This window comes from Corynebacterium singulare, from assembly GCF_000833575.1.
In the GTDB taxonomy this organism is placed as follows: Bacteria; Actinomycetota; Actinomycetes; order Mycobacteriales; family Mycobacteriaceae; genus Corynebacterium; species Corynebacterium singulare.
Genome location: NZ_CP010827.1, coordinates 2,405,224 through 2,418,714, shown reverse-complemented (window position 1 = coordinate 2,418,714; position 13,491 = coordinate 2,405,224). Strand labels below are relative to the sequence as shown.

The 13,491-nt window shown below is 61.5% G+C and carries 17 protein-coding genes; 10 read left to right on the top strand and 7 right to left on the bottom strand.

Annotated elements, in window-relative coordinates:
- Positions 1-42 precede the first annotated feature (42 nt).
- From CSING_RS11235 to CSING_RS11225, 3 genes are all read right to left on the bottom strand, one after another.
- Positions 43-933: a cation diffusion facilitator family transporter gene (locus tag CSING_RS11235; protein ID WP_042532336.1), complete on the bottom strand. Its 891-nt coding sequence runs from the start codon at positions 931-933 to the stop codon at positions 43-45.
- Positions 934-1,013: 80 nt separating this feature from the next.
- Positions 1,014-1,877 carry a hypothetical protein gene (locus tag CSING_RS11230; protein WP_042532334.1) on the bottom strand — a complete coding sequence of 288 codons (864 nt, stop codon included), beginning with the start codon at positions 1,875-1,877 and terminating at the stop codon, positions 1,014-1,016.
- A complete protein-coding gene (locus tag CSING_RS11225; protein WP_042532332.1) occupies positions 1,877-2,437 on the bottom strand; it encodes a hypothetical protein in 561 nt (186 codons plus the stop codon). Before CSING_RS11225 ends, CSING_RS11230 begins: the two co-directional genes overlap by 1 nt.
- 250 nt (positions 2,438-2,687) lie before the next feature.
- On the opposite strand from CSING_RS11225, the gene CSING_RS11220 reads away from it, so the two are divergent.
- A complete protein-coding gene (locus tag CSING_RS11220; RefSeq protein WP_236683976.1) occupies positions 2,688-3,404 on the top strand; it encodes a DUF1266 domain-containing protein in 717 nt (238 codons plus the stop codon).
- 123 nt (positions 3,405-3,527) lie between these two features.
- Here the strand turns inward: CSING_RS11220 and CSING_RS11215 are convergent, their stop codons facing one another.
- Positions 3,528-4,718 (bottom strand): lipase family protein, encoded by a 1,191-nt coding sequence (locus CSING_RS11215; RefSeq protein ID WP_236683975.1) that lies wholly within the window; start codon positions 4,716-4,718, stop codon positions 3,528-3,530.
- A 61-nt stretch (positions 4,719-4,779) separates the two neighbouring features.
- On the opposite strand from CSING_RS11215, the gene CSING_RS11210 reads away from it, so the two are divergent.
- Positions 4,780-4,950, top strand: coding sequence for a DUF4236 domain-containing protein (locus CSING_RS11210; protein ID WP_082013969.1), 171 nt, complete (start codon positions 4,780-4,782; stop codon positions 4,948-4,950).
- On the top strand, positions 4,950-6,275 hold the full coding sequence (locus tag CSING_RS11205; protein ID WP_042532324.1) for a threonine/serine exporter family protein: 1,326 nt from the start codon (positions 4,950-4,952) through the stop codon (positions 6,273-6,275). The genes CSING_RS11210 and CSING_RS11205 overlap by 1 nt, the downstream gene beginning before the upstream one ends.
- Here CSING_RS11205 and CSING_RS11200 read toward each other — a convergent pair.
- On the bottom strand, positions 6,232-7,092 hold the full coding sequence (locus CSING_RS11200; protein ID WP_042532322.1) for an HhH-GPD family protein: 861 nt from the start codon (positions 7,090-7,092) through the stop codon (positions 6,232-6,234). The two genes, CSING_RS11205 and CSING_RS11200, sit on opposite strands and share 44 nt — an antisense overlap.
- A 41-nt stretch (positions 7,093-7,133) precedes the next feature.
- Between CSING_RS11200 and CSING_RS11195 the strand changes: the two genes are divergently transcribed.
- Both CSING_RS11195 and CSING_RS11190 read left to right on the top strand, forming a co-directional pair.
- A complete protein-coding gene (locus CSING_RS11195) occupies positions 7,134-7,757 on the top strand; it encodes a carbonic anhydrase (protein WP_042532320.1) in 624 nt (207 codons plus the stop codon).
- Between the two features lie 90 nt (positions 7,758-7,847).
- Positions 7,848-8,591 (top strand): hypothetical protein, encoded by a 744-nt coding sequence (locus tag CSING_RS11190; RefSeq protein WP_042532319.1) that lies wholly within the window; start codon positions 7,848-7,850, stop codon positions 8,589-8,591.
- 14 nt (positions 8,592-8,605) lie between these two features.
- Here CSING_RS11190 and radA read toward each other — a convergent pair whose 3' ends face one another.
- A complete protein-coding gene (gene radA / locus CSING_RS11185) occupies positions 8,606-9,979 on the bottom strand; it encodes a DNA repair protein RadA (RefSeq protein ID WP_042532317.1) in 1,374 nt (457 codons plus the stop codon).
- 213 nt (positions 9,980-10,192) lie between these two features.
- Between radA and CSING_RS11180 the strand changes: the two genes are divergently transcribed.
- On the top strand, positions 10,193-10,402 hold the full coding sequence (locus CSING_RS11180; protein ID WP_042532315.1) for a hypothetical protein: 210 nt from the start codon (positions 10,193-10,195) through the stop codon (positions 10,400-10,402).
- A gap of 42 nt (positions 10,403-10,444) precedes the next feature.
- Positions 10,445-10,672, top strand: a complete 228-nt coding sequence (locus CSING_RS11175) for a hypothetical protein (RefSeq protein ID WP_042532313.1) — start codon at positions 10,445-10,447, stop codon at positions 10,670-10,672.
- Positions 10,673-10,836: 164 nt separating this feature from the next.
- Here CSING_RS11175 and CSING_RS11170 read toward each other — a convergent pair whose 3' ends face one another.
- Entirely contained in the window at positions 10,837-11,412 is a 576-nt protein-coding gene (locus tag CSING_RS11170; protein ID WP_042532311.1) for a hypothetical protein, read from the bottom strand.
- Between the two features lie 282 nt (positions 11,413-11,694).
- Here CSING_RS11170 and CSING_RS11165 point away from each other — a divergent pair, with 282 nt between their 5' ends.
- From CSING_RS11165 to ispF, 3 genes are read left to right on the top strand one after another with little or no spacing between them, the layout of a single operon-like run.
- Positions 11,695-12,279, top strand: coding sequence for a CarD family transcriptional regulator (locus CSING_RS11165; protein ID WP_042532309.1), 585 nt, complete (start codon positions 11,695-11,697; stop codon positions 12,277-12,279).
- Complete coding sequence (gene ispD, locus CSING_RS11160; RefSeq protein WP_042532307.1) at positions 12,251-13,000, top strand: 2-C-methyl-D-erythritol 4-phosphate cytidylyltransferase; 750 nt, start codon at positions 12,251-12,253, stop codon at positions 12,998-13,000. Before CSING_RS11165 ends, ispD begins: the two co-directional genes overlap by 29 nt.
- Positions 12,993-13,484 carry a 2-C-methyl-D-erythritol 2,4-cyclodiphosphate synthase gene (gene ispF, locus CSING_RS11155; RefSeq protein WP_042532304.1) on the top strand — a complete coding sequence of 164 codons (492 nt, stop codon included), beginning with the start codon at positions 12,993-12,995 and terminating at the stop codon, positions 13,482-13,484. The genes ispD and ispF overlap by 8 nt, the downstream gene beginning before the upstream one ends.
- Positions 13,485-13,491 lie beyond the last annotated feature (7 nt).

Here is a 13,491-nt window from a genome sequence, read left to right as displayed (position 1 = left end):
CTTCACGGAGCGGCACGCCCCCAGTCCACTACTAGAACTGAATCAGCACACCGTCTCGTGAGATTCGTGCTCCGGGTGCTCAATCTGGATGGTGGAGTGCTCGATTCCAAGTTCGCGCAGGGCGTGCTGGGCGGCGTCCAACAGTGGGCCGGTGTCGACGGTGCCGTCACGCACGATGTGCACGGTCGTGAGCACGCTTACGCCATCCAGGCTCCACAGGTGTAGGTCGTGGATGTCGGCAACGCCCTCGACCTGTCGCAGCGCGGGCTCGATCGCGCTGGCGTCGAAGCCCGCCGGAACCTGCTCGAGCAGCACGCTCGCTGACAGCCGCATGAGTTGCCATGCGCGCGGCAGCACCATCGCCGCAATGACCAGCGAAGCGATCACGTCTGCAGCCACGAACCCGGTGGTCAGCACCACGATGCCCGCCACGATCACTGCCACCGAGCCGAGCATATCGACCAGCACGTGCAAGAACGCGCCCTCCACGTTGATCGAGGATTCGCGGTGGCGGTGCAGCACCCACGCCGATAGAGCATTCGCCACCAGGCCGATCACCGCGATGATCAGCATCGTTTTTCCCTGTACTTCGGCCGGGCTCTGCAGTCGGCGAACCGCCTCGACGACAATCCACACCGAGATCACCAGCACCATTACCGCGTTCGCCAGCGCCGCCAGCACCTCCACCCGCCGGTAGCCGTAGGTGGCCTGGGCTGATGCGTGGCGGCGCCCCACCAACACCGCTAGTACCGCAATGATTAATCCAGCGGCGTCAGAAAGCATGTGCATAGCATCCGCCATCAACGCCATTGAGCCCGCCAACCAGCCGCCGATGAGCTCCGCGAAGAAGACGGTGCCGGTAATGCTGAGCGCAATGAGGAGCGCGCGCAGCGGCGTGCTGGAGTGATCGTGATCGTGGTGCTCGTGTGCCATGCACTCAGCCTATCGCCACTGATGCTTATTGACAAGAAAATGAAAAAGGATGGCGGCTGGTAAAAGCGCGCGTTCTAGCCCTACTTGGCCACGCCGAGGTCTACCAGTGATTTCTTTGCCACCTCAGGGTCATCACTCTTGATCATGTACTCAACGATTCCCTTATCCTCAGGGAGGATTTCCTGAACAGTGAAGATGGCTTCCAATCGCTGTGCCTTGAATGTGGAACCGCGCGTTGATTCTGCTGAAATTTCAGCGGCATCCAAGACGGGCTTACCGTCACGGACGGCGGCGGTGGCGGCTGGGTCATCGGTGAAGACTACGTAACCAACCTCAGGTGCTTTCGTAGTATCTACGGAACAGTTGGTGCCCTTCGCTTCTGGGGCAGGGGAGTTATCCGCGCCGTAGTAGCTGAACACAACTTCATAATCCATGCAGGCACGCACGAAGTCAGCAATCGGCTCGGGTGCTTGGTCGGCGGAGGTGAGGTCGCTTTGAGCGTCGCCAGCAGTATCGCCACCGGCCGTGTCGGCGGTGTCACCGTTGGCAGCCCCAGAATCGGCAGGTGCTTCAGCGGCGGGCTGCGCAGGAGCGGCTGAATCCTCAGATTTGTCACCAAAGAGGGCGTCCTTTGCTGCCACGTACCCAATCGCTACCACCACGATGACCGCGATCACGAGCGGAAGGAGCAACAGCTGCTTCTTTACACTGAGGCCTTGCTTTGAGTCATTGGAGTGGGTGCCTGTGGTTCCCGCGGTGGGGTTCGACGAGGGTGAGGCGGTGCCCGATGTATTTTGCGAAGCCGCGCCTGGGTCTAATAGAGAGCCATGCTTAATGAAATGGCGGTAGCCATCATCCGCAATTAACTGGCCCTCTTCGATGTGTGAGGTGTCTTCTACCCCGTTAAAGTGGTCGGGCGAACCCGGGTATGCAAGTCGGCTCATTATTCAGTCCACCACCGTGGATCAATATCGGAATACAGGGAACGCATCGACTCAACATGCTCTTCCAAGCTGGTGTGCTTGATGCGGTGCTTATTGTCTTTCCATCGTTGAAAAAGTTCCTCCGATGACACCGCGCGCGAGGCCTCCGTCCGTGCTTCACGGCCCGCGGTCAGAGCCCATTGAGCGGCAAAGCGCATGCGTTGCGCGGCCTTTTCCGTGAACCCGCTCCATACTTTGTACGTGTTATAGAGTTGAGCTACGAGGGCCCAGCCACCCTTGTAGGGCAGAACGATGACGTTACCGAGGTTGTCGAGCTCTAGGAACTCAAAATGAGAGGGATCCTTTTTGTTGGCGGTCACGAGGATCCTGCGGTTGGTGATAAACGCGGCGCCATCCACCCCACTTGCTTTCGTAGCGGCGGCTTCCAGCACAATCTCGTCGACACCAAGGCCTTCTACGACGGCTACGGCGGCAGCGTGCACAATCTCGGAATCGCCAGCACGTTTAAGTGCAGCGCCGAGATCTGGCCGGTCTGTCAATGCAATTTGGGGTCCTGTCATGCACACGAGACTAACAACACATCAAAAAAGATGACTGTGTGTGACGTCATATGACGCTAGTCACTCCCCAATATTGGGGTGAGGGACGGGGTGCCGCGGAACCACGTTAGGAAGCTCGGTACTTTGTGAGGGTATGAGCTCAACGTTCACGCCAGCAAAGTTTGATGATACTTGGATCTACCGCCTTACAAAGTTCCCGTGGCCGGAACCGGCGCCGAGCAAAGATGAAGTGCGCCGCCACTCTTGGGGAATGACGTACAAGAGCAATAAGGCGTTTGCGACCCCGCTAGGGGTTGAGGACATCAACGCAAGGGCGGCCAAGTACTACAAAGCATCTCTCGAGGAAAACTGGGGGGTCACTGGTGCACAGGAAGCGCACCAGGCTATTGACGTCTTGCTCGAAGGCAGTCAGCACGTGGAAAATGACCTTATTTTACCGCTCGCATACGCCGTGAAGGATGTTCCAGAGCAGGAACTTGCTGCAGCAATTGAGGAAAGGGTCGAGTTTCTCAAAGACTTCTTTGTTGCCCAAGGCGTGGATCCGCGTCGGGGAGAACATAAGTTCCGTTACCTCGTACGGATGTTGCGCTCCGAAAGCTTTGCCAAGACAGCGGCCCCAGCATTGCCCACCACCACTCGCGCATGGGACATTATCCGGATTCATAACGTCGGTGGACCGGCAACGGAGCTGGGATGGATCTCTCCAGAAGAGTTCCTTCAGATTTCAGATAAGGCCGTGGCGGCCCTGCAGCGCTACTTTGTGTCGTGGGCTGACGTAGCCGCAAGTTTCTGGTGGGGGCGAATGATCTGGGCAAGTGACGGTGAACCCGACGTTGCCGCTGCGATGAAGGACCAATCGCAACGGCTCACTGAGCTGCTCGCACACAGTGATTCGCCTTGGGTGCGCGTGCCTTTGCATGACATCGTGGCTGAAGAGCCTTTCTCGTCCTTGGACGGTCTACATTAGCCAGCTGCTGTCATTGTCCGAGCGACTGTGGCAGCCGCGGGAGAGAGGCGCGAACGGAGCCGAGAGCCGCCTTCACGTTCTGGGACCTTTTGTGATTGACGTGTACTTTTACAGAACTAGGGCTTAGGAAATCTGGCAGTTCGTTGGTGCGGGGACGTCCTTGAAGCGATCGATGAGGTAATTCGTGCCGTGCAGAAGCGAACGAACCGTTGGCGCGGCGTGGTTAGTGCCGGAACCAGGACGCACGTTGACGGCGCGGGCATTCTCAAACTGGACGGTGCCGCCAGCCGCACAAAAATCGCGGGCCATGGTTCGTGCCTGCTGGTAGGGAATGATGTCATCGGTGGGGGAATTCATGACCAGCATCGGGGCGTTGAGTGCATGTTGGCCCAAGCGTTGCTCGCGCATCATGCGTGAGGCCGCCGGCTTGCGGCGCAGCAGTTCAGCGAAAGTTTCGCCGCTTTCCGTGAGTTCGCTGGTGCGGATATTTCCCCAGGTGGACATGGACTCGCGGATGCAGAAGGTCTCGGCATCGGTGAGGAACTCACGGCCGCGTGGGTTTAACTCGTCGATGATCTCGTGGGAAAAGGCGGTGCTGCGTGCTGCAAAACCGTTGATGGCATAGCCCAAGACGTGGACAAGGGCAGAGCCATCGACGGCATTCATCACCTCGAAGAGGTCTGCTGGCGGAGCGCCCGCGAACGAGCCCTTGACGTTGAGCTCGGGGGCGTAGGTGGCCGCGTATTCGCCGGCGGCCGCCGCTGCGCCGCCGCCTTGGGAATAACCGGCGAAGCCGACAGGTGCGGAGGCAGGTGCGCCGGCGAGCTTGAGACCTGCGCGGGCGGCGTCAAGAACGGCGTGGGCCTCTTCAACGTTGTTGACATAGGAGTGGTGGCCCGGGGTGCCGAGCCCGATGTAATCCGTAACCACAACGCGTACGCCCTGGGTCGTGGCGTACTCGTACACGCGCCCGGCCGCGGCCTCGTAGCCCTGGTCAAAGCGGCTACCGTCGGTGCCGGCGCGCACACGTGACGGCGCGCAGTGGTCACCAGCACCGCGGGTGCCTGGCGCATACACGACGGTGGGGCGTTCACCCGGCCCATTCCACGGAGCCTTCGGCTCAAGAACCATACCGGTGACCGTGGTAGGGGAGCCGTTCATGAGAGTGGAGGCATAGGAGATCGTCGTTGCGGTGACGCCCGGTAGCTCTTCCGTAGCGTCCGCGTGTACGCTGCCCGGTGGAGCCGCCTGGGCTGCAGGGGCGGCGATAGCGATGCTAGCGGCGGTGAACACAACCGCCATCAAGGATTTCATTCTCACGAGGTTGAGAGTAACCCTTACGGCGATGCTGCGCATCCGCGCTATGCTATGCGGCATGGGAATTTACTATCGCAAGCGGAAGAAGACCGGCAAGAATAGCTGGATTAACGTCTCTGGCTCTGGTGCTTCGATGTCGACCAAGGTCGGTCCAGTGACGTTTAACTCCCGCGGCGGCATGTGGGTTAACCTTCCCGGCGGCCTCAACTTCCGGGGGCGCTGGCGCTAATGAGTTCTCGCCCCAGCACCGACTATATCCGGATGGGGTATGAGGCTGACGTCGTCCTGCGTTTGGGCATGATGCTGATGGGCGCGGGTACGTCGGGCTACCGTGTGCTGCGCGGCATGAAACGTGCTGCCCGCGCGCTGGGCTTCGACCGGCTCGATGCTGACGTTGGCGTCACCCAGATCACCTGTACCTTTCACCGCGGCCGCGACTTTCGCACCGTGGTGGCTCAGCAGCACTCCCCGGCCGTCGACGCCTCACGCATCGAGGCCCTTGAGGACCTTACGCACAACCGCCTGTATTCAGGGATTACTGCTGAAGAGCTCAGCGCAATGCTGGATGCCATCGAGTCCACCGTGATCAAACGGTGGAACCGCTGGTTGCTAGCCTGCGCGGCGGCAGTTGCCTGTGCATCCTTTGCCGTGCTCAATTACTTCACCGTCTATGCGGTTTTCCTCGTCGCCCTAGCGGCCTTCTGTGGTCAGTTGACCCGCGCCTCACTGCACCACAAACACGTGCACCAGCTGGGCTGCATTGTGGCGGGCGGAACGGTAGCGAGCCTCGTATATTTCTTCACCACCAAGGCGGTTGCCGCCACGGACATCGCGAACCCCGCCGATTTTTCCTCCGGTTATGTGGCTGCGGTGCTGTTCCTCATTCCCGGCTTCCCACTGTTCTCTGCGCTCATTGACCTCGCACGCTTCGATTTCGGTGCAGGCTTGACCCGCCTGGCCTATGCGTTAACCGTCATTACAGCTGCTACTTTCACCGTGGCGCTGGTGAGCTGGACAACGGAACTGACCCCAGAACCAGGAATCCCAAGCCCTGATCCCGAGTGGTATGTTGCCGCAGCCGTGGCAAGTTTCCTGGGTATTTCGGGCTTCGCCTTCCTGTTCAACTCTTCTCGGCGGATGGTGCTGGTGGCGGCGTCGGTGGGGACGGTGGCCAACATCGTGCGCCTGTTCCTCATCAGTTGGGGAGCGACCAACTATGTGGGCGCTTTCGTTGGCGGCCTCATCGTGGGCCTGTTGGGTGCGGTGGCGTCTCAGCGCGCCCACCTGCCGCGTATCACCACGACGGTGCCAGCATCCGTCATCATGATCCCGGGAACATCCATGTTCCGCACCGTCTATCACCTCAATGTGGGCAACATAGACCAGGCTCTGAATAACCTTGCCATCGCCTCGATGGCCGTCGCGGCGATTGGCTGCGGGCTTATCCTGGCCCGCTTGCTCACGGACCGCGATTGGACCATGGGTCATCTCATCGACTTCTCCCACCGCCCTACTGCGGCAGATGGAACAGCCCCTCCTCGTTCTGCTCCATAAGGCCATCTTCTAGAAGAGAGCCGAGCGCGCGGGCTCGCTGCGCTGCGTCCTCCCACACCGCGTCCAATTCGGACTGGGCAACGGGGTGGGGTGAGGCGCGGAGGACGTCGAGAAGCAGCCCCCGCACCTGTCGGTCCGTGCCGGTGAACTTTTGCACGCGCTTCTTCGCCCGCGCGGTTTCGTCCTCACTCGGCTCGGGGCATCCGGCGAGCTGCCAGGCACACGTGGCTTTGATGGGGCAGACTGCGCAGTCCGGATTCTTCGCCGTGCACACCAAGGCGCCGAGCTCCATGAGCGCGGCCGAAAAACGCGGCCCATTCTCCTTCGGGAGAATCTCCTCCACCTGCGCCAACTCGCGCTTCGAGGGCGTCGGTGCCAAGAATCGTCCATCCTCGGCGCGGGCATACACTCGCCGCACGTTGGTATCCACCACAGGAACGTTGTGACCAAAATGGAAACACGCCACAGCCCGCGCGGTGTACTCACCGATGCCCGGCAGGGCCAAGAGCTTATCGACGTCCCCCGGAACCTCCCCCGCACCAATCTCCTTCGCACACTCCCACAGGCGCAGCGCGCGGCGCGGATAACCCAACTTGCCCCACGCGCGCAGCACATCCGCTTTGGACGCCTCAGCCAGGTCCTGAGGCGTGGGCCAGCGCTCCATCCACTCCTTCCACTGCGGGGCCACGCGCGCGACCGGGGTCTGCTGACTCATGACCTCGCTGAGCAGCACGCCCCAGGCCGTAGTCCCGGGTTTCCGCCAGGGGAGGGGGCGCTCAACGGCGTCGAACCACTCCAGTACAGCTTGGGTATCCATAAGCACCTCAGTGTAGGGGCGATGGGACTAGAGTGTGAATCATGCCTCTAGTTCATGTACCTCACGAACCGCAGAAGGTCTGGGAGGCCCTCCAGAAGGGCAACCAGCGCCTTGTGACCGGAAACCTCATCGCCGTCAACCAGGATGCCAAGCTGCGCGCCGGGCTGACCCAGGGACAGGATCCGCGCGTTATCGTGCTGGCCTGCTCGGATTCCCGTGCGCCCATTGAGCACGTGTTCAACATCGGTTTTGGTGATGCTTTTGTCATCCGCACCGCCGGTCACATCCTGGACAGCGCGGTGATGGCCTCCCTGGATTATGCCCTGGAGAACCTCAATGCGAACCTGCTCGTGGTCATGGGCCACCAGTCGTGCGGTGCCGTAGGTGCTGCGTCGGAGTTCCTGGCGGGTGGTGACCTGCCGACGGGCCTGCAGCGCCCCATCATCGAACAGGTAGCCACTGCGTCCTTGGTGGCTCAGCGCGATGGCCGCGAGGAGCGCGCGGACTTTGAGCGTGAGAACACCGCGCAGACGGTATCGCAGATTATCTCCGACATCCCAGCGGCGCGCGAGCTTCTCGACGCTGGCACGCTCGGTGTCGTCGGCCTTCGCTACCTCCTCGAGGATTCCAGCGTGGAGACGGTGGTTCTCCACGGCGTCGAGTAGCCTGAATCTACGCCGCGTGGTGGGGGAATAACGAGACACGCGGCCTTATGCTGGCCCGGGTTGGCGCTCAGTCCCCTTAAACTGAGAGCTGTGACTGAGCCTACCCATACCCCGAAGCCGCTGCCGCGCGAGATTTACGTCCGCCGCCGCCTCGCCGCGCTGGTGGCGATTTTGGTGCTCGTAGTCATCCTCATTTGGGCAGCCACTGCGCTTTTTGGTGGCTCCTCGGAGGAGAAGGAGGAGGGCTCGCAGCCGGCGGCAGCCTCAAGTAGCTTGGCGCAGGCGACGACCTCGCAGGCCGAAGAAACTGCCACGGAGACTGAAGAAGCAACGTCGGAGTCCGCGGACGAGAAGCCGGCGAAGGACGGTGCGGACAACGCTGACGCCGCCGATAAGCCAGAGGAATCCCAGCCCACCGAGCTAGCCGTGGATCCCTCCAAGACGGAATGCTCCCTTGAGGACCTCAAGGTGATGGCTAAGACCAACGAGGACAGCGTCCCCGGCGGCAAGATGCCGACGTTCTACATGGAGGTCTTCAACCCCACCACGAAGGATTGCTCCATCAATTTGGATGAGCAGCAGTTGCGCTTCGAGGTCTACAAGATGGGCTCCAACGAGCGCGTGTGGTCTGATACTGACTGCTATGCCTCGGTGGAGACCGGCAAGCAGACCTTCAAGTCTGGTGAGACGCGTTTCTTCCAAGCTGATTGGTCCCGCAAGCGCTCCGAGCCGGGCAAGTGCACCGACCGCCCTGAGGCTGATCCCGGCGCCTACTTCCTTCACACTGTGATTGGTGAAAACTACTCGGCTGCCCTGCCGTTTAATCTGCTCTAGCCGCCCGCTGCGGCCTAGTTGAGTGCGGCGATGGCTTCGCTCAGAGTCGCAGCGTGGCGTACTCGGATTCCACTGACCTCGACGTCTCCCGGCGGGACGATGGCATGGCGATAACCCAACCGGGCGGCCTCTGCCAGCCGGCGGTCGAGGTTAGGTACGCGGCGCACTTCACCCGCGAGTCCCACCTCACCGATGACGACGGTCTTGGGCGGCAGCGGCCGCTCGTGCAGCGAGGACCACGTAGCCAGCGCCACCGCCAAGTCTGTCGCCGGTTCCTGAATCTTCATGCCACCCACGGTGGCCACGTACGCGTCTTTGTCATTGGTGCGCTCACCCGCGCGGGCCTGCAAGACCGCGAGCACCATCGGTACCCGGTTGGCATCGAGTCCGGTGACCACGCGCCGTGGGTTCTTGGCCACTGGGTCCACTGTGAGCGCCTGTACTTCCGCGAGGATGGGGCGCACGCCGTCCATCGCTACCGTTACCGCGGAGCCGTCCGGCGTACTGCCGTGGTGGGAAAGGAACAGTCCTGAAGGATCGGCCACCTCCCGGATACCCGCTGCGGTTTGTTCAAAGCAGCCCATTTCATCGGTCGCACCGAAGCGGTTCTTCAGGCCGCGCAGTAAACGCAGGGAAGACTGACGGTCGCCCTCGAAATTCAAAACCACGTCCACGAGGTGCTCCAGCACGCGGGGACCGGCCACGTTACCGTCCTTCGTCACGTGGCCGACCAGAAGGATGGGGATTCCCGTGGTCTTTGCCAATGTTGTCAGCGCCGCGGTGACCGCGCGGGATTGGGCCACACCGCCGGCCACTCCCTCGACGCCGGCCGCATGCATGGTCTGCACCGAGTCCACGATGATGAGGCTGGGCTTAAGTTGCTCGCCGTGCCCGAAAACAACGTCCAGGTTGGACTCCGCCGCTAGATAGAGGGTCTCATGCAGCGCGCCGGTGCGTTCAGCGCGGGCACGGACTTGGCCGGCAGATTCTTCCGCGGTGGCATAGAGCGCGGTGCGCCCCAGCTGGGCCCAGCGCGACGCTACTTCCAGAAGCAGCGTGGACTTACCCACACCCGGCTCACCAGCCATGAGTACCACCGAGCCCGGCACGATACCGCGCCCAAGCACGCGGTCCAGCTCCCCAATCCCGGTGTTGAGCGCCTTGGTCTGAGCTGCTCCCACCTTTGTAATCGGTAGCGCCGGGCTCGTCGGAGTCAACCCTTTCGGCATGCGTCCCGTGACCGCTGCCTGGGCGGCACTGCTCTCCTGAGCAACTGCTGTTTCTTGCAGTGTTCCCCAGGAACCGCACTCTGGGCACCGCCCCAACCACTTGGGGGAGACGAAGCCACATTCGGAGCAGGTGTGGACGGGACGAACCTTTTTAGCCATGCCCCACACTCTAGTAAGCCACTCCGACACCGACGATTTTGTTGTCCTATCAGCAAAAAGCTTGGCTACCCCCATATGGATGCTTTTTCTGCGAAGAAAAGCGCCTGCATCACTTTCCCCTTAAAGTATTTGGCAGGTAACAGGCAAACTTTTCCAGTGTTGCGTGAAGCCGCCCCCCCGAAAACATATCCCCGAAGACCCTAAGGTGATTTCATGAAGATCCGTCGTACCCTCGTTGCCGCTGGCGCCGCTGTTGCAATCGCCCTGGCCGGCACGCCTGCCGCTTCCGCTGCCCAGGCTCCGCAGCCGCTCGCAGATGTTCTGACCCAGATCACGAACGTTGCTGGCTACGATGCGCAGAACGTCATTCTTGTTCCGGCAGCCCTGTCCTCCTTGGGCTTTATTTCGAACGTTCTGTTCTAACCACGTAACTATCCCCTTCAAAGAATCATTCAAGGAGACACAATGAAGAAGATCCGCCGTTCCCTCATTGCACTTGCCGCCGCATCCGCCATCGCTGTGGCTGGCACCCCGGCCGCTTCCGCTGCGACGTACCCGGAGCCGCTGAACCAGGTTATGGACAAGATGATTGAGTACGGTGGCCCGCAGGCCCCGAACCTCCTGCTGGTTCCGGCTACGCTGTCCACCATCGGCTGGCTGCAATCAATCATCGCTAGCTCTTCCGTACGTTAGTAGCTGACAAGCCCAGCGCACTTTCACCGCCGTGCACATTTGTGCGCGGCGGTCTTTGTGATCGTGTCACCTGTGCGGCGGGGGAACTGTAGAGATGCTAAACCGCCCTCACTAACTGAAATTCAATCAGTGAGGGCGGTGAAAAGCAGGCAGAGGCCGGTGTCTTACTTGGACTCGGTGTAGCCTTCTTCGGACTGAGAATCACGGTCGAATTCGCCGGACTGCAGCGGGGAGGCGGACACGGTGGCATCCAGCTCGATGGTGCCGGTGTTGAAGGTGAACGTGACCGGGCGGGAGCCGCCGAAGGCAAAGCCATCGTTCTCCAGGGAGGTGGTCACGTAGGTGACGTTGCTGTCCTTCTCATCCTTCGGAACGTTCTCCAGGTTGGTGGCGGAATCGCCGTAGAGAGCCTGATCGCGAGCAATCGGGGTAGCGCCCTCGAGGACAACGTCCTGACCATCTACGGTGACGGAATCGAGGGTGACCTCGTCAGTCTTGTAGCCCTGGTTTACAGCAATGAACTTGAGGGAGGTCTCACCGGAGTCCGGCTCAACCTGAATGGTGACGTCACGTACGGTCACCTTGCCATCTTCGGTGCTGGCGGCTGCGCCGTCGACAGCTGCAACCTTCTCTGCGGTTTGCGCAACGTGGCCGGCCGAGCAGGACGCCAGCGCCAGCGCGGAGAGGGCGGTAACTGACATGATGGCACCGCAGCGAGCGGCGGACTTCAGGGACTGCACTGTGAGTGTCCTCCATTGAATTGCGATCACAAAGCTTATCAACGCTTTAGCCTAGTACCTATCCGGGAAAAGCACACAGTTTCCAGCAAACACCTTGGGTAAACCGGGGGTAGCCGTGCTTCACGGCATCCTCGTCGTGGTGTATGGCCTACTCCCGGCTGCCTCAGCGGGCGGGGGTGAAAACCCACGTGCTAGAATTGACTCCCTGTATATGCGGCCCACCGAGCGCATGTCACGCGCGCACGGCTGGGCACCGTCTCAAAGGCTTCACAAGGAGTGGCAATGGAATTTAAGGTCGGAGAGGTCGTCGTCTACCCGCACCACGGCGCCGCCAAGATTACGGCGATTGAAACGCGTGAGATGGGTGGCGAGACCCTCGAGTACCTCGTCCTCCAAATCAACCAATCCGACCTGGTTGTGCGCGTTCCCTCCAAGAACGTTGAGATGGTCGGCGTCCGTGACGTTGTGGGTAAGGAAGGCCTGGAGAAGGTCTTTTCCGTGCTGCGTGAGGTGGATGTCGAAGAAGCCGGCAACTGGTCCCGCCGCTACAAGGCCAACCAGGAGCGTCTTGCGTCCGGTGACATCAACAAGGTGGCCGAGGTTGTTCGTGACCTGTGGCGCCGCGATCAGGACCGCGGTCTGTCCGCCGGTGAGAAGCGCATGCTGGCCAAGGCGCGTCAGATTCTCGTCGGTGAGCTGTCCCTGGCCACTCCGGTTGATGACAAGAAGGCCGACACCATGATGGAGGAAATCGGCGCCACCATCGAGCGTCACCGCGCTGCTGGTCTGGTGGATGACAAGTCCATCACCACCGACGTCGATAGCGACATCGATCTTGATGACCTCTCCTTCGACGACGAAGACTAAACCCCGCGTCATCGCGCTCGTCGCCGCCGCGGGCAAAGGCACGCGCCTCGGTGCGGATGTGCCTAAAGCGTATGTCGAGCTGCGTGGGCGCACCCTGGTGGAGCGCTCCGTTCAGGCCATGGTGACCTCCGGCATCGTCGATGAGGTTATCGTGCTGGTCAGTCCGGCGATGGAAGACTTCGCTGCACGCATCCTCGAGCGCAGTGCCGCGGAAATCCCTGTCCGCCTCGTCCATGGTGGCGGGGAGCGCGCTGATTCCGTCTGGGCCGGCCTCCAAGCCATCCCGGACGAGGATGCCGTGGTGCTCATCCACGATGCCGCCCGCGCGTTGACGCCTCCGGGGATGGTGGCGCGCGTTGCCAAGCGCGTGCTCGACGGCGCCACCGCGGTTATCCCAGTCGTGCCCGTGGCGGACACGATCAAGGAGGTCGAGGGGGAGACTGTCCTGTCCACCCCGGATCGCTCGCGGCTGCGTGCGGTGCAGACGCCGCAGGGCTTTAACCTCGCAGCGCTGCGCCGCGCGAACCTTGATTATTGGGAACAGAACCCGGATTTCATCGCCACGGATGATGCCAGCCTCATGGAATGGCACGGCGCGCGCGTGGAGACCGTGCAGGGTGATACCTTCGCTTTTAAAATCACCACTCCCATCGATCTCGTCCTGGCCACAGCCGTGACGGATGAGGCCGAACCGACCATCTTTGAGGTGCCTAGTGACTAACCCCATCATCCCGCGCGTTGGCATCGCCACCGACGCCCACCAGATCGAACCCGGCAAGGAGTGCTGGATTGCCGGCCTGCTTTTCGAAGGCGCTGATGGCTGCGAGGGCCACTCCGATGGAGACGTGGTGGCGCATGCGCTTGTCGACGCACTACTGTCCGCCTCCCACCTCGGCGACCTCGGCTCCTTCGTCGGAGTAGGCCGCCCTGAGTACGACGGCGTATCCGGCGCGCAGTTGCTGCGCGAGTGCCGCGAGCTGCTGGGGAAGGAAGGTTTCGCTATCGGCAATGCGTCTGCACAGCTCATCGGCCAAACCCCGAAGATGGGTCCGCGCCGCGAAGAAGCCGAATCGGTGCTGAGTGAGATTCTTGGCGCACCGGTCTCCATTTCTGCGACCACGACTGACCGCCTCGGCTTCACCGGGCGCGAGGAGGGCCGCGCCGCCGTGGCGACCGCCGTGGTCTGGCGCGCCCCCAATTCCTAACGTAAAG

Coding starts and splice junctions, on each gene's coding strand:
- CSING_RS11235 (WP_042532336.1), bottom strand. CDS start 933: ATGGCACACGAGCACCACGATCACGATCACTCCAGCACGCCGCTGCGC.
- CSING_RS11230 (WP_042532334.1), bottom strand. CDS start 1,877: ATGAGCCGACTTGCATACCCGGGTTCGCCCGACCACTTTAACGGGGTA.
- CSING_RS11225 (WP_042532332.1), bottom strand. CDS start 2,437: ATGACAGGACCCCAAATTGCATTGACAGACCGGCCAGATCTCGGCGCT.
- CSING_RS11220 (WP_236683976.1), top strand. CDS start 2,688: ATGACGTACAAGAGCAATAAGGCGTTTGCGACCCCGCTAGGGGTTGAG.
- CSING_RS11215 (WP_236683975.1), bottom strand. CDS start 4,718: ATGAAATCCTTGATGGCGGTTGTGTTCACCGCCGCTAGCATCGCTATC.
- CSING_RS11210 (WP_082013969.1), top strand. CDS start 4,780: ATGGGAATTTACTATCGCAAGCGGAAGAAGACCGGCAAGAATAGCTGG.
- CSING_RS11205 (WP_042532324.1), top strand. CDS start 4,950: ATGAGTTCTCGCCCCAGCACCGACTATATCCGGATGGGGTATGAGGCT.
- CSING_RS11200 (WP_042532322.1), bottom strand. CDS start 7,092: ATGGATACCCAAGCTGTACTGGAGTGGTTCGACGCCGTTGAGCGCCCC.
- CSING_RS11195 (WP_042532320.1), top strand. CDS start 7,134: ATGCCTCTAGTTCATGTACCTCACGAACCGCAGAAGGTCTGGGAGGCC.
- radA (WP_042532317.1), bottom strand. CDS start 9,979: ATGGCTAAAAAGGTTCGTCCCGTCCACACCTGCTCCGAATGTGGCTTC.
- CSING_RS11180 (WP_042532315.1), top strand. CDS start 10,193: ATGAAGATCCGTCGTACCCTCGTTGCCGCTGGCGCCGCTGTTGCAATC.
- CSING_RS11175 (WP_042532313.1), top strand. CDS start 10,445: ATGAAGAAGATCCGCCGTTCCCTCATTGCACTTGCCGCCGCATCCGCC.
- CSING_RS11165 (WP_042532309.1), top strand. CDS start 11,695: ATGGAATTTAAGGTCGGAGAGGTCGTCGTCTACCCGCACCACGGCGCC.
- ispD (WP_042532307.1), top strand. CDS start 12,251: ATGACCTCTCCTTCGACGACGAAGACTAAACCCCGCGTCATCGCGCTC.